The following is a 26,813-nucleotide window of genomic DNA, read 5'->3' as shown; positions in this document are numbered from 1 at the left end:
ACGCCCCGCCCGAGCAAACGCTCGGCTCACTCCATCTGAAGCAGAATCCGTATGACCCGTTCGCCGTTCCGCCGTCTCGTGTTTGGCACCTTGCGCCGCCTCCTGTACCTGTGGGTGCGCTCGGAGACGATCAACCAGTCGTCACTGACTCTCAACCTCGACCGCAGCCGCCCGGTGTTCTACGTCCTGCAATCGCCATCGCTGAGCGACCTGGCGGTGGTCGACCGTGAATGCACTCGCGCCGGTCTGCCACGGCCGGTACTGCCGGTGTCGGTCGGCCCACTGATGGAGCCGGCAGCGTTTTTCTACCTGACCCCGGAACCCGACTGGCTAGGTCGCCAGGACAAGCGTGGCGCCCCGCCCGCACTGACCCGCCTGGTCGATACCCTGAGCCAGAACCCGGCCGAGGATGCCCAGGTCATCCCGGTCAGCGTGTTCTGGGGGCAATCGCCGGACAGCGAATCCAGCCCATGGAAATTGCTGTTCGCCGACAGCTGGGCGGTCACCGGCCGCCTGCGGCGCCTGCTGAGCATCCTGATCCTCGGCCGCAAGACCCGCGTGCAGTTCTCCGCGCCGATTCACCTGCGCGAGCTGGTGGAACACAACAAGGGCCACGAACGCACCGTGCGCATGGCCCAGCGCATCCTGCGGGTGCACTTTCGCAACCTGAAGACCGCGGTGATCGGTCCCGACCTGTCCCACCGGCGTAACCTGGTCAAGGGCCTGGTCAACGAGCCGCAGGTCCGCCAGGCGATTCTCGAACACGCCCAGCGCGAGAACATTCCGGCGGAGAAAGCCAAGGCCCAGGCGCTGCGCTACGGCAACGAAATCGCCTCGGACTACACCTACACCGCGATCCGTTTCCTCGAAGTGGTGCTGAGCTGGTTCTGGAACAAGATCTACGACGGTATCCGCGTCAATCACATCGAAGGCGTGCAAGCCGTGGCCCAGGGACACGAGGTGATCTACGTGCCCTGCCATCGCAGCCACATCGACTACCTGCTGCTGTCCTACCTGCTGTTCCGCAACGGCCTGACCCCGCCGCACATCGCTGCCGGGATCAACCTCAACATGCCGGTGATCGGCAGCCTGCTGCGCCGTGGCGGCGCGTTCTTCATGCGCCGTACCTTCAAGGGCAACCCGCTCTACACCGCGGTGTTCAACGAGTACCTGCACACCCTGTTCACCAAGGGTTTCCCGGTCGAGTACTTCGTCGAAGGCGGCCGCTCCCGCACCGGGCGCATGCTGCAGCCCAAGACCGGCATGCTGGCCATCACCTTGCGCAGCTACCTGCGCTCCTCGCGCATGCCGATCGTCTTCGTGCCGGTCTATATCGGCTATGAGCGGGTACTGGAAGGCCGGACCTATCTCGGTGAACTGCGCGGTGCCAGCAAGAAGAAAGAATCGATCTTCGACATCTTCAAAGTCATCGGCGCCCTCAAGCAGCGTTTCGGCCAGGTCGCGGTCAACTTCGGCGAACCGATCAAGCTGGCTGAATTCCTCGACCAGGAACAGCCGGACTGGCGTAGCCAGGAGCTGGGGCCGCAGTTCAAGCCGGACTGGTTGAGCGCGACCACCAACCGCCTTGGCGAGCGCGTGGCACGCCACCTCAACGAAGCCGCGGCCATCAACCCGGTGAACCTGGTAGCCCTGGCGCTGCTGTCCACCAGCCGCCTGGCCCTGGATGACCGCGCCCTGGCGCGGGTACTCGATCTCTACCTGGCGCTGCTACGCCAGGTCCCGTACTCGCAGCACACCACGCTGCCCGAGGGTGACGGTCGGGCGCTGATCCAGCACGTCAAGGACATGGACCTGCTGTCCGAACAGAGCGACGCGCTGGGCAAGATTCTATACCTGGACGAACAGAACGCGGTCCTGATGACCTACTACCGCAACAACGTCCTGCATATCTTCGCCCTGCCGGCATTGCTCGCGAGTTTCTTCCAGAGCTCCTCGCGCATGAGCCGCGAACAGCTGTTGCGCTACACCCGCGCGCTGTACCCCTACCTGCAATCGGAACTGTTCATCCGCTGGTCGCTGGACGAACTCGACGCGGTGGTCGACCAGTGGCTGGCGGCCTTCGTCGAACAGGGCCTGTTGCGCTTCGAAAACGAGGTCTACCTGCGCCCGGCGCCCAGCTCGCGGCACTTCGTGCTGCTCACCCTGCTGTCCAGGAGCATCGCCCAGACCCTGCAACGCTTCTACATGGCCATCTCGCTGCTGCTCAACAGCGGCCAGCAGAGCATCAGCGCCGAGGAGCTGGAAGACTTGTGTACGGTCATGGCCCAGCGCCTGTCGATCCTGCATGGCCTCAACGCCCCGGAGTTCTTCGACAAGAGTCTGTTCCGCCACTTCATCCAGACCCTGCTCGACCTCGACGTGCTGCGTCGCGACGATGCCGGCAAGCTCAGCTATCACGAGCTGTTGGGCGAGCTGGCGGAAGGTGCGGCCAAGCGGGTATTGCCAGCGGAAATTCGCCTGTCGATCCGCCAAGTGACACTGCACGACACAGGCCCGGAACAGAGTATCGACACCAGCCCCACTGCCGGCTGATATCGGAATACCGGCAACCTCACGACAGACGATTCGGCAAGGAAACAAGGAAGTTTCTCCATCGAATTTCTCCGGCAAACACTCGTATAGACTGGGTATTGCGTCGCTTTTGACGCGTTCGATAAGGACATCGAGATGACTGCAAAAAACGTCGTGGCCGCTGTTTTCCACTTTCCGCCGGAATACGCCATCCCGGCCCGGGCACAGACCCGCATCACCCTGCGCAACCGTGATACCCATGCCGTCCTCGGCACCTGGAGCAGCACCGACCTGCCACCTCGCAGCCCCTGGCGCTTTGCCTTCGAGCTGGCAAATGACCCGCGTCACAACAGCAAGGTCGAGATCGAGTTCGACATGAGTGTCGATGGCGTCTCGCTGCTGGCCGACATCCGCTACAACTTCCGGTGGCGCAAGGATAATCAGGAGGAAGTCTTTCACCTGAGCCCGCCCGGCTATCTGTATCTCAGCGCCGCGCTGGTGCCACTCATCGGCACCGAGGAAAGCACCCTGGCCAACCTGAAGCTGGTCGCCCTCAACGAATCAGGCCTGCCGCCCTACATCCTCTGCGAGGAAATCACCCTGCTCAAGGGGGCGATCCCCCGCTACCTGCGCTATGACCCCAATCGCGTCAAACCCGGGCAGCTCTACGAGACCCAGGGCACCTTCGGCGGTCGGCGCAAGTTCACCCTCAAACCCATTCCCAGGACCGTCGTGCTGCAGAAGGAACGGCCACAGAACCTGACACTCAGGGCCTGAAGGCAGGGAATGTAGTCGATCAACGCTCGCATCGAACCCGCCGGCCAGCTACTGTTGTCCCCAGCGGACAACCCGGCGCTCGCTTGAACGGTCTCTTTCCGGGACCCTTGCGGTGCGTGTCGGGTCCGCCCGGTCATTTTCTTCATTTTTTGCATAAGGAAGCTTCCCATGCTCCGTCCTTCCCTACGTCTGGCCAGTATCTGTGCCGGCCTGCTGATCTCCGCCAACGCGCTGGCCCTGTCCCTGGGCAGCCTGTCCCAGGGCGAAGCCTCCGGCGGGCTCAAGGACGCCTTGGCCCAGGGGGCCGTCGCCGCCGTCACCACGCTCGGCAAGCCGGGAGGCTTCAGCAATAACCCGGAAGTGAAGATCGAGTTGCCGGGCAAGCTGGGCAAGGTCGCCAGCAAGATGAAACAGTTCGGCATGGGCGCCCAGGTCGATCAACTGGAAACCAGCATGAACAAGGCAGCGGAAGTCGCCATGCCGCAGGCCCAGGCCCTGCTGGTGGATGCCGTGAAGAAGATGACCGTGAGCGACGCCAAGGGCATTCTCAGCGGCGGCAAGGATTCGGCGACCCAGTACCTGGACAAGACCAGCCGCGAGCAGATCCGCGCCAAGTTCCTGCCGATCGTCAAGCAGGCCACCGACCAGGTCGGCCTGGCCCAGCAGTACAACTCGTTCGCCGGGCAAGCGGCGACCCTCGGCGTGATCGACGCCAAGAGTGCCAATATTGAAAGCTATGTGACTGAAAAGGCCCTGGACGGCCTGTTCAAGATCATCGCCCAGAAAGAGGAAGGCATCCGTGCCAACCCGGCTGAAGCGGCTACCAGCCTGGCGAAGAAGGTATTTGGCGCACTCTGATGTGCCGATGGGAGCCAGCGTGCTGGCTCCCATCTGATCGCTCTATCCTTCGGCTGCGGTTTTCTTCACCCGGAACCAGCCGGCATACAACGCCGGCAGGAACAGCAGGGTCAAGGCCGTGGCCACGATCAGCCCGCCCATGATCGCCACCGCCATCGGTCCGTAGAACACGCTGCGCGACAACGGGATCATCGCCAGCACCGCCGCCAGCGCGGTGAGTACGATCGGTCGGAAACGCCGTACCGTTGCCTCGATGATCGCCTGCCATTGCGACATGCCAGCACGGATATCCTGCTCGATCTGGTCCACCAGGATCACCGAGTTGCGCATGATCATCCCCGACAACGCGATTGTCCCGAGCATCGCCACGAAACCGAACGGCTGGCCGAACACCAGCAGGAACAGCGTCACGCCGATGAGCCCCAGCGGTGCGGTGAGAAACACCATCGCCACCCGCGAGAAACTGCGCAGTTGCAGCATCAACAGGGTCAGCACCACCACGATGAACAGCGGCACGCCGGCGTTCACCGAAGCCTGGCCGCGCTCCGAATCCTCAACCGTACCGCCCACATCGAGCAGATAGCCGTCCGGCAATTCGGCGCGGATCGAATCCAGGGTCGGCATGATCTGCTTGACCAGGGTGACCGGTTGCTCCTGGCCGTAGATATCGGCGCGGATGGTCACGTTCGGCAGACGATTGCGGTGCCAGATAACCCCTTCCTCGAAACCGTATTCCAACGTCGCGATCTGCGACAGCGCCACGCTCGTGCCGTTGTCGGTAGGCACCGCCAGGCTTGGTAGCGCCGACAACTCGCTACGCTCGTGCACGGTGCCGCGCAACAGAATTTCGATCAGTTCGTTGTCTTCGCGGTACTGGCTGACGGTCGAGCCGGTCAGTGAACTCTGCAGGAAGCGCGACAGGTTCGCCGTACTCACGCCGAGGGCCCGGGCACGATCCTGATCGACATTCAGGTACACCACCTTGCTCGGTTCTTCCCAGTCCAGGTGCACGTTGACCACATGGGGGTTCTCCCGCACCTTGGCCGCCACCTTGCGCGCCAGGGCCCGTACCACCTCGATATGTTCACCGGTGACACGGAACTGCACCGGGTAGCCCACGGGCGGACCGTTCTCCAGGCGCGTCACCCGCGAACGCAGGTCCGGGAACTGCTCGTTGAGGGTGTCGATCAGCCAGGTCCGCAGCTTCTCCCGGTCCTCGATAGTCTTCGCCAACACCACGAACTGGGCAAAGCTGGCCGCCGGCAACTGCTGATCCAGCGGCAGGTAGAAACGCGGCGAGCCGGTGCCGACATAGGCCACGTAGTTGTCGATGCCGTCATGCCCCTTGAGCAGGTTTTCCAGGCGCTTGACCTGCTCTGCGGTGTTGCTCAGCGACGCGCCCTCGGCCAGCTTGAGGTCGACCATCAGTTCCAGGCGCCCGGAAGCCGGGAAGAACTGCTGGGGCACGAAGCGGAACAGCGCCACCGAGGCCACGAACAGCAGAATGGTCAGCACGATCACTGTCTTGCGCCGCCGCACGCACCACTCCACCAGCCCTCGCACTCGCTGGTAGAACGGAGTGGCGTAGGGGTCGGGCTGATCGGCTCCATGCTTGGCGGCATGCATCTTCGCCAGGTCCGGCAGCAACTTCTCTCCCAGGTACGGCACAAACACCACCGCGGCAATCCACGAGGCCAGCAGGGCGATGGTCACCACCTGGAAAATCGAGCGAGTGTACTCACCGGTCCCAGACTGCGCGGTGGCGATCGGCAGGAAGCCGGCGGCGGTGATCAGCGTGCCGGTCAGCATCGGGAATGCGGTGCTGGTCCAGGCGTAGCTCGCGGCCTTGAGCCGATCGAACCCCTGCTCCATCTTGATCGCCATCATCTCCACGGCAATGATCGCATCGTCCACCAGCAGGCCCAGCGCCAATACCAGGGCGCCGAGGGAAATCTTGTGCAGGCCGATCCCCAGGTAGTACATGGTGGCGAAGGTCATCGCCAGCACCAGCGGAATCGCCAGCGCCACGACCATCCCGGTGCGCACGCCCAGGGAGAAGAAACTCACCAGCAGAACGATCGCCAGTGCCTCCACCAGCACCTGGACGAACTCGCCGACACCGGTCTTGACCGCCGCCGGCTGGTCGGAAACCTTGCTCAGGTGCATGCCGGCCGGCAGGCCTTTCTGGATTCGGGCGAATTCGCCTTCCAGCGCCTTGCCCAGCACCAGGATGTCGCCCCCCTCGTTCATCGCCACGGCCAGGCCGATTGCATCTTCGCCCATGAAGCGCATGCGTGGTGCGGGCGGGTCGTTGAAACCACGGCGGACCTCGGCGAAATCGCCGATGCGCAGGGTCCGGTCGCCGACCCGGATCGGGAAATTGCGAATCTCGTCGACGCTCTTGAAATTACCACTGACCCGCAGTTGTACCCGCTCCGTCGGTGTTTCGAAGAAGCCTGAGGTGGAGACCGTGTTCTGCTCCTGCAACGCCTGCTGGACGGCCGCCATCGGCACCCCGAGCGTGGCCAGCTTGACGTTCGACAGTTCGATCCAGATTTTTTCGTCCTGCAACCCCAGCAGGTCGACCTTGCCCACATCCTTGACCCGCTGCAGCTGGATCTGGATACGGTCGGCGTAGTCCTTGAGCACCGCGTAGTCGAAACCGTCGCCGGTCAGCGCATAGATATTGCCAAAGGTGGTACCGAACTCGTCATTGAAGAACGGCCCCTGGATATCCGGTGGCAGGGTCTGGCGAATGTCGCTGATCTTCTTGCGCACCTGGTACCAGAGTTCGGGGATCTGCGCCGAGTGCAGCGAATCGCGCGCCATGAAGATCACCTGAGACTCGCCCGGGCGTGAGAACGAGGTGATCCGCTCGTACTCACCGGTTTCCATCAGCTTCTTTTCAATACGCTCGGTGACCTGCCGCGAAACTTCCTGGGCGGTCGCCCCGGGCCAGTTGGTCTGGATCACCATGGCCTTGAAGGTGAACGGCGGATCCTCGCTCTGGCCCAGCCTGGTGTAGGACATCGCCCCCACCATGGCCAGCAACAGCATCAGAAACAGCACGATCTGGCGATTGCGCAACGCCCATTCGGAAAGGTTGAACCCCATCGAGGACTACTCCTTGGCCGCCAGATTGACTACACGGTTGGAGCGGTCCACCGGACGCACCTGTTCGCCCTCATGAAGCACATGCACACCAGCCGCCACGACCCAATCGCTGGCGTTGAGCCCTTCGAGCACCGGCACGCTTTTCTCGCCGAAGGCTCCAACCCGCACCGGGGTACGCTTGAGGGTATTGTCGGCCTGGACTTTCCAGACATAGGCCGCACCATTTTCCGCAGTGAGCGCAGACAACGGCACCGACAGCGGCACGGCGCCAACTGCCTGGACGAAGACGCGGGCACTCTGGCCCAGTTCGGCAGGAGTTTTGCCAGCATTGAAGGCGATACGGGCGGCAAAGGTCCGCGATTTCGGATCGGCTGCCGGCGACAGCTCGCGGATATGCCCGTTGAAGCGCTGGTCCGGCTGCGACCAGAGTTCGACCGCGACATCCTGGCCGACCTTGAATCGCCCAAAGGCCTGCTCCGGAAAACTGATCAGCACTTCACGTTCGCCGTCGGCGGCCAGGGTGAAGACGGTCTGACCGGCCGCCACCACTTGGCCGACTTCGACCTGCCGCTTGGCGATCACCCCATCCTGGGGCGCACGCAGCACCGCGTAGCCGGCCTGGTTGCTGGAGACATCGAATTCGGCCTTGATCTGCCTCAGCCGGGCTTCACCGGCGCGATAGGCATTTTCCGCGTTGTCATACTGCGAACGGCTGACCATCTGCCGGTCCAGCAGGGTCTTGTAGCGATCGCGTTCGGAACGCACCAGGCTCAGGTTGGCCTCGGCGGCCGCCACCTGGGCCCGGGTGGCCTCCAGTTGCAGGCGCACGTCCTGTGGGTCGAGTTCCGCCAGCGGCTGGTTGGCCTTGACCCGCTGCCCCTCCTCCACCAGGCGCCGAGTCACCTTGCCAGCGATGCGAAACGCCAGTTCGGGCTCGAAACGGGCCCGCACCTCACCGGGATAACTGTCCATCGCCTGGGCCGACAACTGCGGCTGAACCACCATGGCGGGACGCACGGTGACCTGGGCCGCCTCTTCGTGACCACAGCCGACGAGGAAAAAGGCTAGACTGGCGGGTAACGCAAGGGGCAGGACATAGCGGAACATGGTGGACCCTTCGCTAAGAGTGCTCGAAATAATTATACTGGCCAGTATGGTATTTATACCAAACTGACCAGTCCAGTATTAAAGTGAAAAATGTCCGACAATCTTTCTGTGCCCAGCGGCCCTGGCCGCCCCAAGGACCTGGCAAAACGCCAGGCCGTTCTTGAAGCAGCGAAAGATCTGTTCCTGAGTAATGGATACGCCAGCACCAGCATGGACGCGGTAGCAGCAGCGGCAGGTGTTTCGAAACTGACGGTCTACAGCCATTTCAACGACAAGGAGACCCTGTTCTCCGCTGCGGTGGCGGCCAAATGCGAAGCGCAGTTGCCCGAACTGTTGTTCGCCCTGCCCGAGGGCGTGCCGGTCGAATCGGTGCTGCTCAATATCGCCCGCGGCTTCAACCTGTTGATCAACAGTGACGAGTCAGTGAACCTGCATCGCCTGATCATCGCGCTGGGCAGCCAGGATCCCAAGCTCTCGCAGATTTTCTACGAGGCTGGCCCGCAGCGGATGCTGACCGAGATGGAAGGCTTGCTGAGCAGGATCCACCAGAGTGGAGCCCTCGACATCGACAAGCCGCAGCGCGCCGCCGAGCATTTCTTCTGCCTGCTCAAGGGCGCGGCGAACTTTCGCCTGCTGTATGGCTGCGGTGAGCCGTTGAGTGCCGAAGAGGGCGAGGCGCATGTGCGCGAAGTGGTCGAACTGTTCATGCGCGCCTACCGACCCTGAACATAGTGGGGCGAGCCCGCTCGCCACAGGAAGCGGTCAGGGCTTGAGCGCTTTCTTCGGATAGATGTCGTAGCGACTCGACTTGCCCTCCAGCCCATGGCTGGGCTTGGGCCCGTCGATGATCGGCGCCTTGCGCGGGCGCTTGACCACCACCCGGTGGGTCGCCAGGGCCAGCGCTGCCCCCAGCAGCGCCGGCGCATCCGGATCATCTCCCACCAGTGGCCGGAACAGGCGCATTTCCTTCTTCACCAATGCAGTCTTCTCCCGATGGGGAAACATCGGGTCCAGATAGATGACCTGTGGCGGTTCACCCTCCCAGTTGCGCATCACCTCGATGGAGTTGCCCTTGAGCAGGCGCATGCGGGCAACGATCGGCGCCACCTCCAGATCCTCCAGGCCACGGGCCAGGCCATCCTCCAGCAGCGCACCGATCAGCGGCTGGCGCTCGATCAGGCTCATCTCGCAGCCCAGGGTCGCCAGCACGAACGCATCCTTGCCCAACCCCGCCGTGGCATCCAACACCCGCGGACGCACGCCCTGCTGGATACCGACCGCCTTGGCGATCATCTGGCCGCTGCCACCACCGTACAAACGCCGATGCGCCGCACCGCCCTCGACGAAATCCACCCGCACCGGCCCCGGTGCATCCGGACCCAGTTGCTGCAACTGCAAGCCCTGTTCGGAAACCTGCAGGGCGAACTCGGCCTCGGGCTCCTGCAAAGGTAGCGCCAGCCGTCGGGCCCACTCCTGCGCCTGGGATTGAAGCCCCTCGTCCAGCGCCTCGACCCTGATCCGTACGGCTGCTTGCTGCTCAATCATGAAAAAAACGCTCAAAAATTAAATGATCGGCAAAAACGGCCGATAAAAGAATTATCCGTCATTTTGCCAGAGCTTGGGTCACCACCAAGAGCCATGTCAGACATTCAGCGCACATCCATAGGTTATCTATCGCCCGTCGGCGATTACGGCCTGCGAAACTCCCAGGCACTGAGTGGCGTCAGCCACCTGTGGCAGGATTTCTTCGCACGGGCGATGGCCGAGCAAGTGGGTGATGCGCCAAAGCAGCCAGTGGCCGAACTGCCGGTCGATGGTCCGATCGAGCCGACCGCCGGTGCCGAAACCCTGGCACAGATCGTCGACCAGTTGCACTGCGAAGTCACCGACAATCCGGTCCGCCCGCCAGAGCCACTGTTCCTGCCGATCGCCGAGTTCGAGCTCGATTTGCTGAAAAAACCGGCACCGCCTTACCCGGACGACGAAATCGTCGCCCAGCAGCGGCAGCAGGATTTCGAAAGCGAATGGGTTCGTCCGATCGTACTGACTGCCGGCCAGCCACAACCCCAACCCGGCCCGGCACCACAACAACGTCCGCTGTTCCTGCCGATCGCCGAGTTCGAACTCGACCTGCTGCCAAAACCGGCAACCCCGTACGACGAATCGACCCTGGTCAAGCAACAGCAGGCCCTGGACTACGACCAGAACTGGGCGCGCCCGCTGGTGGCGCACAACCTGCGTCTGGCGGCCTGAACCGCCAGCCTCCGCTTCACGCCTTGAACATCTGGTTGATCTTGCCGAACGGTATCGCCTGCTCGGTGAAACCGAAGGTGCCCTGCCCATAGATTTCCTGCGCCGCCTGGTAAAAAGCCCCATACGCCGCACGTGCCAGCACCGAGCCCACGCTGATGCGCTTGACCCCCAACGCACTCAAGTCGGCCACCGACAGCGGCACACCACCGGACATCAGCACGTTGACCGGCTTGGGCGCCACCGCCTTGACGATCGCGCGGATCTCCTCGGCCGTGCTCAAGTCCGGTGCGTACAGCACGTCGGCGCCCGCCTCGGCAAAGGCCTGCAGGCGGCGGATGGTGTCATCCAGGTCCCGCCGCCCGACCAGGAAGTTCTCCGCCCGTGCAGTCAGAGTGAAATCGAACGGCAGGCTGCGCGCTGCCGCCACCGCCGCCTCGACCCGCTCGACCGCTAACGCAAAGGGGTAGATCGGCTCTTCGGGGTTACCCGTGGCGTCTTCGATGGAGCCACCCACCAAGCCGACTTCGGCAGCCATCAGGATGGCCTGGGCGCAACCTTCGGGACTGTCGGCGTAACCGTTTTCCAGGTCCGCAGCCACCGGCAGCGCCGTGGCCTTGGCAATCACATGAGCGTTCGCCAGGGCATCGGCACGGCTGAGCGCACCTTCCGCATCCGGGCGCCCCAGGGAAAACGCCAACCCCGCGCTGGTAGTAGCCAGGGCCTCGAAACCCAGCGCCGCGAGCATCTTCGCCGAGCCGGCGTCCCAGGGGTTGGGGATCACGAAGGCCCCGGCACGCTCGTGCAGGGCCCTGAAGGTCTGGGCTCGAAGGGTTTGCGCATCCATATGACCAACTCCAGGCAGAAGAAACGGGTGCCGTCAGAGCAAGCCGAGTTGCTCCGCAGCGGGCTCTCTGTATAGCTCAGGCAAGGCCGGCAGGCCAGGCAAACGTGCCATCAGCCGCTGGTGGAAGCGCTGCGCCAGTTTAGGCGCCAGCAGGTTGTCCGAGGTATGCAGGAAAATATACGGCGTACGCCCTTCTTCGATCCAGACAGCGACTTTCTCGACCCAGGGTGTCAGGAAGGACTCATTTGCCTCCAGCTCCGGGTGGCCGATGAAACGTACCTGTGGAAATGGGGTAAAGGCTGCCGGGCGCGGCGGCACCCTGGGCTTCTTCGACTGCGCGTGCAGTACCGCAGGTTCGGTCGAGGTGCAACTGAACAGGGCCCGCGGGTCTAGACAGATGCGCTCCACGCCACGATCGAGCAGCAGTCGATTGAGCATCCGCTCGGCATCACCCTTGGCGAAGAACTCGGGATGGCGGACCTCGACGGCCAAAGGCCGCTGCAGGCTATCGATGAACCCGGCCAGTTCGCCCAACCGATGCGGAGCGAAAGTGGCCGGCAACTGCAGCCACAGCGGCGAGACCCGAGCCCCCAGCGGCTTGAGCAGTTGCAGGAAGTCTTCGGCGGCCTGGATCTGGTCGCGCAGGTCGCCACCATGGCTGATATCGCGAGGGAACTTGGCGGTGAAGCGAAAATGCCCCGGCATGGTCTGCGCCCAGCGCTCGACGGTGCCAGGCGCAGGCCGCGCATAGAACGTGGTGTTGCCTTCGACGGCGTTGAAGACCTGGCTGTAGAGGTCGAGAAAATCCGTGGGACGAGCATTTTCCGGGTACAGGAACTCGCGCCAGGCGTTTTCACTCCAGGACGGACAACCCAGGTGGTAAGGGAGAACTGAATCGGTCATGCCACCGATTAGATCAGATATGCAGGTCGAGCCCCAACACTTCCATGTCCCACTCGACGAAGCCGGCGGTCGTCAGGTAGCTGGCCAGCGCCGTGGCGACGCTCTTGCTCATGGAGCGATGGAAGATCATGTCCTGCGGACGGGCCGGCAGGTTGGCCAGGCGCTCACCTGCCGCCTCGGCTCGGGCAGCGACTTCGGAGAGGTCCTCGCTATCACTGTTCAGCAGTTCGCCATCAGCGTCCAGCACCACGCCGCCCTTGCGGGGTTTGCGCTTGATGGAATAGGACTGTGATGAAACGCCGTCTATACGCATTGTGGCAGGCTCGGTATCGATGATGGCAATTTAGCAGTACTTGCCGTACGTGGCTATTGTCCAAGTGATAACCAGACCACATAACCAATAAAAGGTTTTCACACAACGTCGCCTGCGTGTGCAAAACATGACGTACGGCACATTTTTGACTGCCACGAGCGACATCCCGAGCGCCCGACTTCAAGTTTCAGTATAGCTTGGAAATTTACCTGGCCTTGGGGGTGGCGACCTTATCGCGCAGGTAAACCGGCTGGGCTTCGTCGGCAGCGATGGCCTCGCCGCGCGCCCAGGCGAAGCGTGCCAGAGATAGCAGGTCCTGGGCATCGGGCAGCATGCCAGCATCCTGGCCACTCAGCGCGACCATGATCCGCTCACCATAGCCCCAGCCGGTACCCGCGCCAAACCAGGCGCCGGCGGCCCCTTCCGGCAGTGCCGCGACTTCCGGCGGCAGCACCGCTTCGACGCCGGCCAGGTGCATCTCGCCAGCGTCCTCGCGGTAACAGCCCCAATACACTTCATCCATCCGCGCATCGATGGCCGCCGCAACCTGGGTGGCGCCGTGCTCGCGCAATGCCCGCTGGGCCAGCACCGCCAGGTTGGATACCGGCAATACCGGCCGTTCCAGGGCGAAGGCCAGGCCCTGGACCACGCCGATCGCGATCCGCACGCCGGTAAAGGCGCCGGGCCCACGGCCGAAGGCAATCGCATCCACCGCCGACAGGCCGATCCCGGCATCCGCCAGCAGCTTCTGAATCATCGGCAACAGTTTCTGCGCGTGCAGGCGCGGGATCACCTCATAGTGGCTCGTCACCTTGCCGTCGTGCAGCAAGGCGACGGAGCAAGCTTCAGTCGCGGTGTCCAGGGCCAGCAAGGTGCTCATCGATGTTTCCGTCAGGTCAGAATGAAAAAGTGCAACAGTATAAACAACAACAGCCCGCAAGCGGGCTGTTGTAGAGACACGATAGCGACGATCAGTTCAGCGCTTCGAGCACCTTGCCGGTGATCGCTTCAACCGAGCCGACGCCAGCGATGTGGCTGTACTTCGGCTTGCCTTGGGCAGCCGACAGCTTCTGGTAGAAATCCACCAGCGGCTTGGTCTGGGAATGATAGACCGACAGGCGGTGACGAACGGTTTCCTCGGTGTCGTCCTTGCGCTGGACCAGTTCGTCGCCGGTCACATCGTCCTTGCCTTCAACCTTCGGCGGGTTGTAGACGACGTGGTAGACGCGACCGGAAGCTTCGTGAACGCGACGGCCGGCGATACGCTGGACGATCTCTTCATCGTCGACGGCGATCTCGACCACGTGATCCAGCTCGACACCGGCCTGCACCAGGGCTTCAGCCTGGGGAATGGTGCGCGGGAAGCCGTCGAACAGGAAGCCGTTGGCGCAGTCGGCCTGGGCAATACGGTCCTTGACCAGTGCGATGATCAGGTCATCGGACACCAGGCCGCCAGCATCCATGATGCCCTTGGCCTTGACGCCCAGCTCGGTGCCAGCCTTGACCGCGGCACGCAGCATGTCGCCGGTGGAGATTTGCGGGATGCCGAATTTTTCGGTGATGAACTTAGCCTGAGTACCTTTACCGGCCCCGGGAGCTCCCAGCAGAATGACGCGCATCGATGTGCTCCTCAATTTTTTATTTAGAAACGCTCGGATTTGCCTCTTCGGGCCAATCTCAACAATAGGGTGTCAGCCGCCCAAACGGCCAAGGGCTGATCAAGATACACAGCCGACCGACCCCACACAAGCCGCCCAAAGTCGCAACGACCCGACCCGCTGCACCCGCCGAAACCTGCTACCACGGGTCGCAAGCCGGCAACAAAGTGTCGCGCGCACGGCTACGACCGCCCTGACCGGCCGGTCGTACTTGTCCTACCTATTCCCCCTCAAGCGAGACACAACCTCAACCGGTATTGCGCAGCCCGGCGGCGATCCCCGCCACGGAGACCAGCAAAGCCTGTTCCAGAGGGCTGTCCTGATGGCTTTCCTGGCGCCGCGTGCGCGCCAGCAGCTCGGCCTGCAGCAGGTGCAGCGGGTCCAGATACGTATTGCGCAGGCGAATGAACTCCAGGGTCTCGGGGCTGTGGGCCAGCAACTGCGACTGACCGGTCAATCCCAGCACCACCGTGCATGCCTGCGACAATAGGTCGCGTAAATGAGCACCCAGCGGCAGCAGTTCCGGCTCGACCAGACGCTCGTCATAAGAACGGGCAATATCGCTGTCGGCCTTGGCCAGCACCATCTCCAGCATGTCGATGCGGGTACGGAAGAACGGCCATTGCTCGCGCATCTGCTCCAGCAATCGCCCCTGCCCCCGTTCCAGCGCATGCCGCAAGGCCGTTTCCCAGCCGAGCCAGGCTGGCAACATCAGGCGGGTCTGGGTCCAGCCGAAGATCCAGGGGATCGCCCGCAGGCTTTCTATGCCGCCGGCCCGGCGCTTGGCTGGCCGGCTGCCCAACGGCAGGCGCCCAAGTTCCTGTTCCGGGGTCGACTGGCGGAAATACTCGACGAACTGCGGGTTGTCGCGCACTTCCGCGCGATAGGCGCGAACCCCGTCCGCCGCCAAGTCGTCCATCAGCTTGCGCCAGGCCGGCTGGGGCAGTGGCGGCGGCAGCAAGGTGGCTTCGAGTACAGCCGCCAGGTACAGGCTGAGGTTCTGTTCGGCGATGTCCGGCAGGCCAAACTTGAAGCGAATCATCTCGCCCTGCTCGGTCGTACGGAAACGCCCCGCCACCGAACCCGGCGGCTGCGACAGGATCGCCGCGTGGGCCGGGCCGCCGCCACGGCCGACGGTGCCGCCACGACCATGGAACAGTAGCAGTTCGACCTGCTGCTCGCGGCAGATGTCCACCAACCGTTCCTGGGCCCGGTACTGGGCCCAGGCGGCCGCCGTGGTGCCGGCATCCTTGGCCGAGTCGGAATAACCGATCATCACCTCCTGCGGCCCTTGCAGGCGCGAGCGATAACCGGGCAGCAGCAACAGGCGCTCCATCACCGGACCGGCATTGTCCAGGTCGGCCAGGGTCTCGAACAGCGGCACCACGCGCATTGGCCGCAGCACCCCGCACTCCTTGAGCAGCAACTGCACCGCGAGCACATCGGAGGCCGCACCCGCCATCGAGATGACATACGAGCCGAGGGACGCCGCTGGCGCAGCGGCGATCTCCCGGCACGTCGCGAGTACCTCGGCGGTGTCCGCCGAGGGTTTGAAATACGAGGGCAACAGCGGGCGACGGCTGCCCTGCTCGCGGATCAGGAAGGTCAACCGGGCATCTTCATCCCAGTCCTCATAGCGCCCCAGGCCCAGGTAGTCGGTGATTTCGCTCATCGCCGCGGCATGGCGCGACGAATCCTGGCGCACGTCCAGCCGCACCAGGAACAATCCGAACGTCACCGCACGCCGCAGGCAGTCCAGCAACGGACCGTCGGCGATCACGCCCATGCCGCATTCGTGCAGGGAGCGGTAACACAACTGCAGCGGCTCGAGCAGTTGGTGATTGTCCTGCAGGACCTGGTCCGAGGCCGGCTGGGTGGCCTCCAGCGAATCATGGGCCCACTGCCGGGTCGCCCGCAGCCGCTCACGCAGTTGCTTGAGCACTGCGCGATAAGGTTCGGCACTGTTGCCGGCCTGGCTGCGCAGCGCTTCGCTGGCGTGCTGCATCGACAGCTCGGCAGCCAGTTGATCGACATCGCGCAGGTACAGGTCGGCAGCCATCCACCGTGCCAACAACAGGACCTCGCGGGTGACCTTGGCGGTGACATTCGGGTTGCCATCACGATCGCCGCCCATCCACGAGGCGAAGCGAATCGGCGCCGCCTCCAGCGGCAGGTGCAGGCCAGTGGCGGCGTGCAGGGCTTCATCGGCCTTGCGCAGATAACTCGGGATGGCGTGCCAGAGCGAATGCTCGATCACCGCGAAGCCCCACTTTGCCTCGTCCACCGGGGTCGGCCGGGTACGGCGGATTTCCTCGGTGTGCCAGGCCTCGGCAATCAACCGCTGCAGGCGCTGGCGGATCTGTTCACGCTCGGCGGCGGTGAGGTCGCGATGGTCCTGCAAGGCCAGTTGCGCCGCAATCGCATCGTATTTCTGGATCAGCGTGCGCCGTGCCACCTCGGTCGGGTGCGCAGTGAGCACCAGTTCGATATCCAGGCGGGCCAGTTGCCGGGCCAGGGCTTCGTTATCATGCCCCTCGGCCTGCAGGCGGGCGAGCAGCTCCGGCAGTGCCCGCGACTCGAACGGTGCCGGCTGCGAGTCGTCCCGCCGGTGAATCAGCTGGTACTGCTCGGCGATGTTCGCCAGGTTGAGAAACTGGTTGAATGCCCGGACCACCGGCAGCAACTCGTCGTCGCCGAGGTCATCGAGGCTGGCACTGAGTTCGGTACTGGCTGAATCGCTGCGGTCAGCCTTGGCGCTCTTGCGAATCCGCTCGATCTTGTCGAGGAACCCATCACCATGCTGGTCACGGATGGTATTGCCCAACAGCTCACCCAGCAGGTGAACGTCTTCACGCAAACGCACATCGATATCGGACATCGGCAGGCTCTCCGGCGGACACTGGAACGTTCCATGACCCAAGAGTGCACCACTGCGCCAAGTGCTTACAAGCCGGGAAAGCGATTGCGAACGGTTGGAAAATTCCCCATCGAACCTCATCGCCAGAAGCTAGTCTGATGATTGAGCAGCCCCATGAAGGCTGATGGCCGGCCAGGCGCCATTGCCAACCCGGTCACTCATCAACCCCCGTCCCGGACGGGTGCGAATTGAGGTCATCATGAAAATCCGAGAGCTTGCCCAGCACTGGGAAGAGAATGCCAAGGGTCAACTGACCGATACCGGCTATGCCGTTCACCTGGACGTGGAAGCCGCCGCCCGCCTCGCCGCGATCAGCGAGATGTACCCCAAGCGCAGTCCCGAGGAACTGCTGGGGGAACTGATCGGCGCCGCCCTGGAAGAGCTGGAGGCGAGTTTCCCCTACGTCCAGGGCCCGCATGTGGTCGCCACCGACGAAGAAGGTGATCCACTCTACGAGGATGTTGGCGCGACTCCACGCTTTCTTACACTGTCACGTCGTCATTTGCATAACCTGTCTTCCCGGGCCGACGAGCCCAAGCACTGACACCTGTCCCTCCCCGAAAGCCCCGTTATCCCTGGCTCCGACCGAGCCGGGGATACCGCTGCGCCCCGCAAAAGTTCAGATTTTCTGCATTGACCGATCAGTCAGAATTTTTTTCGAATGATTAACCCGACTCGCTGAACTATTCAAAAAAGCCTCGGGTCACAGCCAGTAGCCATCACTGGCACAGCTGCTGCGAAACACGCCCGGCCAACACGGCGGGATCTGCGCTGAAGGCCCTCGGGCCCGTGATGGGGATTGATGTTTTTCAGGAGCTATCCAATGGAGTTGAAGACCATGAAAACCAGCATTGCCACATCTTCGTTTAACCAGCTGCGTGGCCTGAAACTGGCCGCGCTGGCCTTGGGCACCAGCTTCATCCTGGCCGGTTGCGCCGGCAATCCACCGAGCGAGCAGTACGCGGTGACCCAATCCGCGGTGAACAGCGCGGTGAGTGCCGGTGGTACCGAATACGCCGCCGTGGAAATGAAGTCGGCCCAGGACAAGCTCAAGCAAGCCGAGCTGGCCATGCATGACAAGAAATACGACGACGCCCGCCGCCTGGCCGAACAGGCCGAATGGGACGCCCGTGTCGCCGAGCGCAAGGCCCAGGCCGCCAAGGCCGAGCTTGCCGTGAAGGATTCCCAGAAAGGCGTTCAGGAACTGCGCCAGGAAAGCCAGCGCCCCGTAGTGCAGCCGGCGCAATAAGCCCTCACGCAGCCTGAAGTTTCAACGGACAGAATAAAGGACGAACATTATGCGCAATCAACTGATGATCCCCGCCCTCCTGGCTCTCAGCGTTGGCCTGGCGGCCTGCTCGTCGCAGCCCAACGCCAACCTGGAACAGGCACGTACCAACTTCTCCGGCCTGCAGGCCAACCCGCAGGCAAGCAAGGTCGCAGCCCTGGAAACCAAGGACGCCAGCGACTACCTGGACAAGGCCGACAAGGCCTACCAGAACCGCGAGGATGAAAAGACCGTCGACCAGTTGGCCTACCTGACCAACCAGCGTGTCGAAGTCGCCAAGCAGACCATCGCCCTGCGCACCGCCGAAGCGAACCTGAAAAACGCTGCAGCCCAGCGTGCCCAGGCCCGCCTGGATGCCCGTGACGCGCAGATCAAGCAACTGCAGGACAGCCTCAACGCCAAGCAGACCGAGCGCGGCACACTGGTGACCTTCGGTGACGTGCTGTTCGCCACCAACAAGGCCGACCTCAAGTCCAGCGGGCTGGTCAATATCAACAAGCTGGCGCAATTCCTCCAGGAAAACCCAGACCGCAAGGTGATCGTCGAGGGCTATACCGACAGCACCGGCAGTGCGTCCTATAACCAGAGCCTGTCCGAGCGTCGTGCGGCTTCGGTCCAGGTCGCCCTGATCAAGATGGGCGTGGACCCGACCCGCATCGTCACCCAGGGTTATGGCAAGGAATACCCGGTAGCGGACAACGGCAGCGTGTCCGGCCGGGCGATGAACCGTCGCGTGGAAGTAACCATCTCCAACGACAACCAACCAGTGGCACCGCGCTCCTCGATCAGCAGCAACTGATGATCGTTTGACGTGCCAATGAAAAGCCCCGCCTGACCAGGTCAGGCGGGGCTTTTTCATGCCCGCGGCCGGTACCCTACTGCTCCAGCTTGGGCGTATCCTGGCCCATGCAGCGCACCGCCTGCTTCCTGTCATTGACCAGCACACCGGTCAGGCCCTTCTGTTCGGTGTCGAACAGCACCAGCACGCCATCGATGCACTGGGCGACCTGGTTGGCCGGCGTCAGCGAAACCTTGTAGTCCTCGCCGGGAATGGTCTTGAGCATGGTGAACTGGTTGAGTTCCAACGCATCCTCCGGCTTGGCGAAATGCAGGTAGCCGTAGTACCAAAGGCAACCCACAGTGCCGATGATGCTGCAGATACCAGTGATAATCAGGGGAATGGCGTTGCGTTCTTCGGTCATTGCGGACTCTCTGGATCAACATTCGAATTCGGGGCGGCAGGATAATTCGGAATTTCACCCAGCCGGCGCAGACCATTGAAATGCCCTGGATCTTCCAGGTACCGCAGCATCACCTGGCGCCAGGTGGGGTCGGCGAAGGTCTGTACATGTCCTCCGCGGGTCAGTTGTAACACCCTTGGCGGCGGCGCGGCCTGATACAGGACAATACCGTTGCTCATGGGGACCAGCGGATCATCGATACTCTGGAAGATCAGCTTGGGCACGCCGTTCAGTTGCGGCATCGCGTGGATCGCACTGTCGCCGTCCGGCACCAGCCAAGACAGCGGCACCTGGAACGGCCAGGTCAGCCAGGAACCACTCAGGGCGAATTGCCCCACCGAGCGATAACTGGCCGGCACGCCATCGAGCACCAGGGCCTTGAGGCGTGACTGGTAGGCCGGATGTTCGACCAGGTAATGCACGGCCATCGCCCCGCCGAGACTCTGGCCCAGGACCACCAGCGGCTTGCCCCGGACCTCGGGCGCCTGCTCCAGCCACTGGAACGCGGCATCGATATCCTGGTAGACCGCCGGCAGGCTCGGCTCGCCTTCGGACACGCCGTAACCGCGATAGTCGACCAGCAGCACCTGGTATCCCTGCTCCGGCAGCCACCAGCTTCCCCCCAGGTGCATCGACAGGTTGCCGCCGTTGCCGTGCAGGTGCAGCACCGTGCCCTTGACCGGAACGCCAGCCTTGGCCGGCAGCCACCAGGCCCTCAGGCGCGTGCCGTCGGCGGTGGTCAGGGTGACGTCGCGGTAGGCCAGGTGCGCCTTGTCGGGGGTGAACGGCAGGCCGGGTTCGGGATAGAACAGCAGCGAGCTGCAACCGTTCAGGGTCAGGAGCAGGCAAAGAATGCCGAGGATTCTCATCCGGTTGAAACCTCACAGATGTCGGTGGCATCGCCCCCTGTAGGAGCAGGGCTTGCCCGCGATGAGGCCGTCCCTGACGATACGTGTGGACAGGGCAGGCGCTTTCGCGGGCAAGCCCTGCTCCTACAGGGGGCGCCCTGGATCAGAGGATATTGGAATAATCCGCCTCGATCCGATCCAGACTGAGGTGATTGAGGAAGTTGCTGAAACACATCCAGGCCGACAGCGCGTTCATGTCGCGGAACTGCTCCGGCAGGTATTTCGGCGGCACCACCAGCCCTTCATCCACCAACTGGCGCAGGGTACGCATGTCCTCCAGGGTGGTCTTGCCGCAGAACAGCAGCGGCACCTGTTCGAGCTTGCCCTTGCGCACGGCCAACTGGATGTAGTTGTAGACCATGATGAAACCCTTCAGGTACGACAGGTCCTTGGTGAACGGCAGCCCATTGGGCACCGAACCACGGAACACCCGGCTGGCGTTGCCGTAGCTCTCGGCCATCTCGAAACCCTGTTCGCGGAAGAACTCGAACACCTGGAGGAAGTCCGCGCCCTGCTCGACCATGTCGATGGCCCGGGTGCGGTTGGTGAGCTTGCGCAGGCGGCTCGGGTAGGAAGCGAAGGTGATGATTTCCATCAGGATCGCCAGGCCTTCCTGGGTCACCGTCGACGAGGGCGGCCCCTTCGACAGGAAGGTACAGATCGGCTGGTTCAGGCCGTTGAGGGTAGTACCGACGTGCACCAGCCCCTCATGCACCTCCAGCGCCCGCACATCCCGCGAGTTGAACAATGCATCGGCGCGAATCTTGATGTAGTCGGCGCCAGCCGCCGCATCGGCGACAATACCGTCGGACTCGAAGACCCGGATGGTCTCCTCGGCTTCGCCGAACACCTTGTTCAGCCGCCGTTGCAGCATGTCGACGGCATCCTTGGCGGTCAGGGTCTTGGGTTCGTCCTTGAGATCGCCACGGCCGTCGATGTTGTTGAGGTAGTCGGACAGCATCAGGCCAAGGTCGGCCAGGGTCGGGTCGCCAGCATGGAATGCATCGGAGGCGGCGCCGTAGAGTTCCTGGGAGATCAGCCCGAAGTCTGGAGTACCGCGTGCCTCGAGCATCCGCACCACCATCCGGTATTCCCGGCACATGCGCCGCATGATCTGCCCCACCGGGCTGAACTGGCCGAGCTGGCGGGTGATGTCGCGCTCGATGTTCTGCAACTCCAGCTTGACCGCGCCAGAATCGAAAGACAGCGGCCGCGAGGTGTAGTAGTCACGATCCACCGCCGGCATTTCCTTGCCCTTGGCCTTGAGAAAACCCTTGCGGATATTCTCGTCCCACTTCACCGCATCGAGCACGCGAATCGGCGTCTGCGCCAGCACAATGCGGTCGGACAGGCTGCGTATCGTCTGCTGGTATTCGTCCAAGGAAAACTCCTGTTCGTTGCTGCGGTATTGACCGTGCCTGTAGCTTAGACGGAGGCCAGCACCAGATGCATGTAACGGGTAAGAATCCCGAGCCGGTCCTGCTCGGATTCGGGCTCCGCTTCGTCGAGAAGGCCCTGATATTCCATCCGTCCGATAATCGCCGTCAACACTTTGGCATCCTGCTCCGGCTGCCGCGACCCCAGCACCTGGAAGAACTGGCAGGTGCCGCGCAACAGGATCTGCTGGTGCGAGCGTACCAGCAGCGCCAGGCGTGGGTTGAGCAGGGCCTCCTGGCGAAACGCCTGCTCGGCCATCAGGTATTCGCGCCGGTTGTGCAACTGGCGTTGCACATAATCAGCGGTCAACCGGGCGATGTCGTCGGCCAACTGCGCCCGCGAGGCCGGGCTGCCATCACCGTAGGCGACCATCTCGCGCAACAGGCCCTCATTGTTCTCCCACAGCTTGGCCATGAAGGCCGCACTGCGTTCGACGTACTGGGCAAAGGTATCGGTCAGCAGGTCATCGATATCCTTGAAGTAGTAGGTAGTGGCCGAAAGCGGCACTCCCGCCTCGGCGGCCACCGCCCGGTGCCGCACGCCCCGCACGCCGTCACGCACGACAATCCGCATGGCCGCGTTGAGAATGTCCTGTCGCCGTTGCTCGCTGCCCTGTCGGCTGGCCTTGCGCCCCTGGTACTGAACGCTTTCAGCCAATGCGCTGGCGACGCCAGCAGCCCCTTGTTGAGCCTTTGCACGGTCCACTACAGGTATTCCTCTCTTGTAATAATCTGAAACATCAGTACCAACACGCAATAAAAAAGCCGCCTTGCGAGGGCGGCTTCTTCAACAACGGTCTTACGCTTGTGGCCGCATGTGCGGGAACAGGATCACGTCGCGGATCGACGGTGCGTTGGTCAGCAGCATCACCAGGCGGTCGATACCGATACCCTCGCCAGCAGTCGGCGGCATGCCGTACTCCAGCGCACGAACGAAGTCGGCGTCGTAGTGCATGGCTTCGTCGTCACCGGCATCCTTCTCCGCCACCTGGGCCTTGAAGCGCTCTGCCTGGTCTTCGGCGTCGTTCAACTCCGAGTAGGCGTTGGCGATTTCGCGGCCGCCGATGAACAGCTCGAAACGGTCGGTGACGTTCGGGTTCTTGTCGTTGCGACGTGCCAGTGGCGAGACTTCGAACGGGTACTCGGTAATGAAATGCGGCTGCTCCAGCTTGTGCTCGACCAGCTCTTCGAAAATCATCACCTGCAGCTTGCCCAGGCCTTCGTGGCCGAGCACCTTGGCGCCGGCTTTCTTGGCGATGTCACGGGCCTTGTCGACGTCGAGCAGGTCGGCTTCGGTCAGCTCCGGGTTGTACTTGAGGATCGAGTCGAACACCGACAGGCGCACGAATGGCTCGCCGAAGTGGAACACCTTGTCGCCGTAAGGCACGTCGGTGCTGCCCAGAACGGCCTGGGCCAGTTCACGGAACAGTTCCTCGGTGAGGTCCATGTTGTCTTCGTAGTCGGCGTAGGCCTGGTAGAACTCAAGCATGGTGAACTCGGGGTTGTGCCGGGTCGAAACACCTTCGTTACGGAAGTTGCGGTTGATCTCGAACACGCGCTCGAAGCCACCGACCACCAGGCGCTTGAGGTACAACTCCGGCGCGATACGCAGGTACATGCCCATGTCCAGCGCGTTGTGGTGGGTTTCGAAAGGCTTGGCCGCGGCACCGCCAGGAATGGTCTGCAGCATCGGCGTTTCGACTTCCATGAAGTCGCGCTTCATCATGAAACTGCGGATGTGGGCGATGACTTGCGAGCGGACGCGGAAGGTCTGGCGGGTTTCCTCGTTGACGATCAGGTCGACGTAGCGCTGGCGATAGCGCTGCTCGGTGTCGGTCAGGCCGTGGTGCTTGTCCGGCAGCGGACGCAGCGACTTGGTCAACAGGCGCACGTCGGTCATTTCGACGTACAGGTCGCCCTTGCCGGAACGGGCCAAGGTGCCTTCGGCGCTGATGATGTCGCCCAGGTCCCAGGTTTTCACCGCCGCCAGGGTCTCTTCCGAGAGGGTCTTGCGGTTGACGTAGACCTGGATGCGTCCGGACATGTCCTGGATCACCATGAACGAGCCACGGTTGAGCATGATGCGACCGGCAACCTTGACCGGGATCGCTGCCTCTGCCAGCTCTTCCTTGGTCTTGTCGGCGTACTGTTTCTGCAGGTCTTCACAGTAGGCGTCGCGGCGGAAGTCGTTGGGGAAGGCATTGCCCTTGCTGCGCTCGGCGGCAAGCTTTTCCTTGCGCAGGGCGATCAGGGTGTTTTCTTCCTGTTGCAGGGCTTGCGGGTCGAGTTGTTGGTCGCTCATGTCTTTAAATTTTCCATCACAGGTTCGTTGCCCCCGGCCAGCGGCCGGGGATCGCCAGCAAGCCGGCTCCCACGGTAGTGTCTTACAGCCCTTGCTTGAGGCTGGCTACCAGGTATTCGTCGATATCGCCGTCCAGCACCTTGTCGCAGTCGCTGCGTTCGATATTGGTACGCAGATCCTTGATCCGCGAGGCATCGAGCACGTAGGAGCGAATCTGGTGTCCCCAGCCGATGTCCGACTTGGAGTCTTCCAGGGCCTGGGAAGCGGCGTTGCGCTTCTGGATTTCCTGCTCGTACAGGCGCGCCCGCAACATCTTCATCGCGGTGTCCTTGTTCGCGTGCTGGGAGCGCTCGTTCTGGCAGCTGACCACGGTGTTGGTCGGCACGTGGGTGATCCGTACCGCCGAGTCGGTGGTGTTGACGTGCTGGCCGCCGGCACCGGAGGAACGATAGGTGTCGATCCGCAGGTCTGCCGGGTTGATGTCGATTTCGATGTTGTCATCGATTTCCGGCGAGACGAACACCGCGGAGAACGAAGTGTGGCGACGGTTGCCGGAGTCGAAGGGGCTCTTGCGCACCAGGCGGTGCACGCCGATTTCGGTGCGCAACCAGCCAAAGGCGTACTCGCCCTTGATATGCACGGTCGCGCCCTTGATCCCGGCGACTTCGCCAGCGGACAGTTCCATGATGGTGGCGTCGAAGCCGCGCTTGTCGGCCCAGCGCAGGTACATGCGCAGCAGGATGTTGGCCCAGTCCTGGGCTTCGGTGCCGCCGGAACCGGCCTGGATATCCAGATAGGCGTGGTTCTGGTCCATTTCGCCGCTGAACATCCGGCGGAATTCCAGCTTTTCGAGGATTTCGCGCAGGCGCTCGACCTCGGCGGCGACATCGTCGACAGCGCCCTGGTCTTCTTCGGCCGCAGCCATTTCCAGCAGATCGCTGGCATCGCTCAGGCCACTGGACATTTCATCGAGGGTCTCGACGATCTGGGCCAGGGTGGCACGCTCGCGGCCCAGGTTCTGGGCGTACTCGGGGTTGCTCCAGACGCTTGGGTCTTCGAGCTCGCGGTTGACTTCGATCAGGCGCTCATGCTTTTGATCGTAGTCAAAGATACCCCCGAATAGTTTCGGAGCGCTCGGACAGGTCCTTGATACTGTTAAGGATCGGGTTGATTTCCATGGCGGGCAGCACTCGTCGGTGAACTTTTGAAAGCCGACGAGTATAACGCAATTGTAACCGTCCCGGCAGCCCGCTTGGCGGGGCAGCGCCGGCCAGCGGCGCAATTCACTGCCCGGCTGCGCTCACTGTTGGCCAATGCCCACCTGGTTGCGCCCATTGTGCTTGGCCTGGTACAGGCCCTTGTCGGCTGCCAGGATCAGGTCCCGGCAGTTGCTGCCCTGCTGCGGTATCACGGTCGACAGGCCGATGCTGATGGTCAGTACCGAACCCTCGGCCGGCATCTTGTGCGGAACCTTCAGGGCCGCCACGTTCTGGCGCAGCTTTTCCGCCACCAGCCGTGCACCACCTTGCGAGGTATTGGGCAGCACCAGCGAGAACTCCTCGCCACCGTAGCGGGCCGGCAGGTCCGAAGGACGGCTGCTGGCCTCGCGAATGGCCCCGGCGACCTTGCGCAGCGCCTCGTCGCCCTCGAGGTGGCCGAAACTGTCGTTATAGGACTTGAAGTAATCGACGTCGATCATCAGCAGCGACAGTTGCGTCTGCTCACGCTGGGCCCGGCGCCACTCCAGCTCAAGGTACTCGTCGAAATGCCGGCGGTTGGACAACCCCGTCAGGCCATCGGAATTCATCAGCCGCTGCAGCACCAGGTTGGTGTCGAGCAACTGCTGCTGGCTGAGGCGCAGGGCACGATAGGCGGCATCGCGCTGCAACAGCATCATGTAGGAGCGCGAGTGATAGCGGATTCGCGCCACCAGTTCGATGGTGTCCGGCAGCTTGACCAGATAATCGTTGGCGCCGGCGGAAAACGCCGCGCTCTTGATCAGCGGGTCCTCCTTGGTCGACAGCACGATGATCGGGATGTCCTTGGTCGCCGGATGATTGCGGTACTCGCGCACCAGGCTCAGGCCGTCGAGCCCCGGCATCACCAGGTCCTGCAGGATCACCGTCGGCTTGATCCGGATCGCATGGGCGATGGCTTGATGGGGGTCGGCACAGAAATGAAAATCGATGTTCGTCTCCGTGGCGAGCCCCCGACGCACCGCCTCACCGATCATGGCCTGGTCATCGACCAGCAGCACCATGGCGGCGTTCTCATCGGCGGGTTTGAACTCCTCCAGCTCTATATCATTCATGCGTGGTCACCTGGTTCACTGCATTCAAGCCATGCGTGCTGGTTGTAGGGT

Annotated in this window: 24 protein-coding genes; 8 read left to right on the top strand and 16 right to left on the bottom strand. The window is 62.9% G+C overall.

Features of this window, described 5'->3' with window-relative positions; all coding sequences use genetic code 11:
- Positions 1 to 51: 51 nt before the first annotated feature.
- From plsB to AC6I6U_RS10330, 3 genes are all read left to right on the top strand, one after another.
- On the top strand, positions 52 to 2,553 hold the full coding sequence (gene plsB, locus AC6I6U_RS10340) for a glycerol-3-phosphate 1-O-acyltransferase PlsB (RefSeq protein ID WP_497881850.1): 2,502 nt from the start codon (positions 52 to 54) through the stop codon (positions 2,551 to 2,553).
- Between the two features lie 135 nt (positions 2,554 to 2,688).
- A complete protein-coding gene (locus AC6I6U_RS10335) occupies positions 2,689 to 3,309 on the top strand; it encodes a hypothetical protein (RefSeq protein ID WP_497881849.1) in 621 nt (206 codons plus the stop codon).
- Positions 3,310 to 3,477: 168 nt separating this feature from the next.
- Entirely contained in the window at positions 3,478 to 4,167 is a 690-nt protein-coding gene (locus AC6I6U_RS10330) for a DUF4197 domain-containing protein (RefSeq protein WP_497881848.1), read from the top strand.
- A gap of 42 nt (positions 4,168 to 4,209) precedes the next feature.
- Here AC6I6U_RS10330 and AC6I6U_RS10325 read toward each other — a convergent pair whose 3' ends face one another.
- Positions 4,210 to 7,281 (bottom strand): efflux RND transporter permease subunit, encoded by a 3,072-nt coding sequence (locus AC6I6U_RS10325; protein ID WP_497881847.1) that lies wholly within the window; start codon positions 7,279 to 7,281, stop codon positions 4,210 to 4,212.
- A 6-nt stretch (positions 7,282 to 7,287) separates the two neighbouring features.
- The gene (locus AC6I6U_RS10320) at positions 7,288 to 8,388 is read right to left on the bottom strand and encodes an efflux RND transporter periplasmic adaptor subunit (RefSeq protein ID WP_497881846.1); all 1,101 of its coding nucleotides are present in this window, start codon (positions 8,386 to 8,388) and stop codon (positions 7,288 to 7,290) included.
- Between the two features lie 90 nt (positions 8,389 to 8,478).
- Between AC6I6U_RS10320 and AC6I6U_RS10315 the strand changes: the two genes are divergently transcribed.
- Positions 8,479 to 9,114: a TetR/AcrR family transcriptional regulator gene (locus tag AC6I6U_RS10315; RefSeq protein ID WP_497881845.1), complete on the top strand. Its 636-nt coding sequence runs from the start codon at positions 8,479 to 8,481 to the stop codon at positions 9,112 to 9,114.
- A gap of 36 nt (positions 9,115 to 9,150) precedes the next feature.
- Here AC6I6U_RS10315 and AC6I6U_RS10310 read toward each other — a convergent pair whose 3' ends face one another.
- Positions 9,151 to 9,933, bottom strand: a complete 783-nt coding sequence (locus AC6I6U_RS10310; protein WP_497881844.1) for a class I SAM-dependent methyltransferase — start codon at positions 9,931 to 9,933, stop codon at positions 9,151 to 9,153.
- Positions 9,934 to 10,026: 93 nt separating this feature from the next.
- On the opposite strand from AC6I6U_RS10310, the gene AC6I6U_RS10305 reads away from it, so the two are divergent.
- On the top strand, positions 10,027 to 10,641 hold the full coding sequence (locus AC6I6U_RS10305; protein ID WP_497881843.1) for an energy transducer TonB: 615 nt from the start codon (positions 10,027 to 10,029) through the stop codon (positions 10,639 to 10,641).
- 16 nt (positions 10,642 to 10,657) lie between these two features.
- Here the strand turns inward: AC6I6U_RS10305 and AC6I6U_RS10300 are convergent, their stop codons facing one another.
- The 6 genes from AC6I6U_RS10300 to ppc all read right to left on the bottom strand — a co-directional run bounded on the left by AC6I6U_RS10300 (position 10,658) and on the right by ppc (position 17,237).
- Complete coding sequence (locus AC6I6U_RS10300; RefSeq protein ID WP_497881842.1) at positions 10,658 to 11,485, bottom strand: isocitrate lyase/PEP mutase family protein; 828 nt, start codon at positions 11,483 to 11,485, stop codon at positions 10,658 to 10,660.
- 33 nt (positions 11,486 to 11,518) lie between these two features.
- Positions 11,519 to 12,388 (bottom strand): DUF72 domain-containing protein, encoded by an 870-nt coding sequence (locus AC6I6U_RS10295; RefSeq protein ID WP_497881841.1) that lies wholly within the window; start codon positions 12,386 to 12,388, stop codon positions 11,519 to 11,521.
- Positions 12,389 to 12,401: 13 nt separating this feature from the next.
- The gene (locus AC6I6U_RS10290; protein WP_497881840.1) at positions 12,402 to 12,701 is read right to left on the bottom strand and encodes a hypothetical protein; all 300 of its coding nucleotides are present in this window, start codon (positions 12,699 to 12,701) and stop codon (positions 12,402 to 12,404) included.
- 205 nt (positions 12,702 to 12,906) lie between these two features.
- The gene (gene tsaB / locus AC6I6U_RS10285) at positions 12,907 to 13,581 is read right to left on the bottom strand and encodes a tRNA (adenosine(37)-N6)-threonylcarbamoyltransferase complex dimerization subunit type 1 TsaB (protein ID WP_497881839.1); all 675 of its coding nucleotides are present in this window, start codon (positions 13,579 to 13,581) and stop codon (positions 12,907 to 12,909) included.
- A 91-nt stretch (positions 13,582 to 13,672) separates the two neighbouring features.
- A complete protein-coding gene (gene adk / locus AC6I6U_RS10280) occupies positions 13,673 to 14,320 on the bottom strand; it encodes an adenylate kinase (protein ID WP_497881838.1) in 648 nt (215 codons plus the stop codon).
- 286 nt (positions 14,321 to 14,606) lie between these two features.
- Positions 14,607 to 17,237 (bottom strand): phosphoenolpyruvate carboxylase, encoded by a 2,631-nt coding sequence (gene ppc, locus AC6I6U_RS10275; RefSeq protein ID WP_497881837.1) that lies wholly within the window; start codon positions 17,235 to 17,237, stop codon positions 14,607 to 14,609.
- A 238-nt stretch (positions 17,238 to 17,475) separates the two neighbouring features.
- On the opposite strand from ppc, the gene AC6I6U_RS10270 reads away from it, so the two are divergent.
- From AC6I6U_RS10270 to lptF, 3 genes are all read left to right on the top strand, one after another.
- Positions 17,476 to 17,820: a pilin assembly protein gene (locus AC6I6U_RS10270; protein ID WP_497881836.1), complete on the top strand. Its 345-nt coding sequence runs from the start codon at positions 17,476 to 17,478 to the stop codon at positions 17,818 to 17,820.
- Between the two features lie 279 nt (positions 17,821 to 18,099).
- On the top strand, positions 18,100 to 18,525 hold the full coding sequence (locus tag AC6I6U_RS10265; RefSeq protein ID WP_497881835.1) for a DUF4398 domain-containing protein: 426 nt from the start codon (positions 18,100 to 18,102) through the stop codon (positions 18,523 to 18,525).
- 49 nt (positions 18,526 to 18,574) lie between these two features.
- Positions 18,575 to 19,363, top strand: a complete 789-nt coding sequence (gene lptF / locus AC6I6U_RS10260) for a lipotoxin F family OmpA-related lipoprotein LptF (RefSeq protein WP_497881834.1) — start codon at positions 18,575 to 18,577, stop codon at positions 19,361 to 19,363.
- A gap of 76 nt (positions 19,364 to 19,439) precedes the next feature.
- Here lptF and AC6I6U_RS10255 read toward each other — a convergent pair whose 3' ends face one another.
- The 7 genes from AC6I6U_RS10255 to AC6I6U_RS10225 all read right to left on the bottom strand — a co-directional run bounded on the left by AC6I6U_RS10255 (position 19,440) and on the right by AC6I6U_RS10225 (position 26,762).
- Positions 19,440 to 19,766 (bottom strand): PA3694 family proteiin, encoded by a 327-nt coding sequence (locus tag AC6I6U_RS10255; RefSeq protein WP_497881833.1) that lies wholly within the window; start codon positions 19,764 to 19,766, stop codon positions 19,440 to 19,442.
- Positions 19,763 to 20,674 carry an alpha/beta hydrolase gene (locus AC6I6U_RS10250; RefSeq protein WP_497881832.1) on the bottom strand — a complete coding sequence of 304 codons (912 nt, stop codon included), beginning with the start codon at positions 20,672 to 20,674 and terminating at the stop codon, positions 19,763 to 19,765. Before AC6I6U_RS10250 ends, AC6I6U_RS10255 begins: the two co-directional genes overlap by 4 nt.
- Before the next feature lie 142 nt (positions 20,675 to 20,816).
- Entirely contained in the window at positions 20,817 to 22,094 is a 1,278-nt protein-coding gene (locus AC6I6U_RS10245) for a flavohemoglobin expression-modulating QEGLA motif protein (RefSeq protein WP_497881831.1), read from the bottom strand.
- Between the two features lie 44 nt (positions 22,095 to 22,138).
- A complete protein-coding gene (locus AC6I6U_RS10240; RefSeq protein WP_497881830.1) occupies positions 22,139 to 22,855 on the bottom strand; it encodes a TetR/AcrR family transcriptional regulator in 717 nt (238 codons plus the stop codon).
- 93 nt (positions 22,856 to 22,948) lie between these two features.
- On the bottom strand, positions 22,949 to 24,451 hold the full coding sequence (lysS, locus tag AC6I6U_RS10235; RefSeq protein WP_497881829.1) for a lysine--tRNA ligase: 1,503 nt from the start codon (positions 24,449 to 24,451) through the stop codon (positions 22,949 to 22,951).
- 82 nt (positions 24,452 to 24,533) lie between these two features.
- A protein-coding gene (gene prfB, locus AC6I6U_RS10230) for a peptide chain release factor 2 (RefSeq protein WP_497881828.1) occupies positions 24,534 to 25,629 on the bottom strand; the annotation gives its coding sequence in 2 pieces (ribosomal slippage) (positions 24,534 to 25,556 and positions 25,558 to 25,629; 1,095 coding nt in all).
- A gap of 122 nt (positions 25,630 to 25,751) precedes the next feature.
- Positions 25,752 to 26,762, bottom strand: coding sequence for a diguanylate cyclase domain-containing protein (locus AC6I6U_RS10225; RefSeq protein ID WP_497881827.1), 1,011 nt, complete (start codon positions 26,760 to 26,762; stop codon positions 25,752 to 25,754).
- Positions 26,763 to 26,813 lie beyond the last annotated feature (51 nt).

It is taken from the genome of Pseudomonas sp. UTLPPB19802, assembly GCF_059730225.1.
Note: the sequence above shows the minus strand (reverse complement) of the source record. Positions and strands in the feature narration are given on the sequence as shown.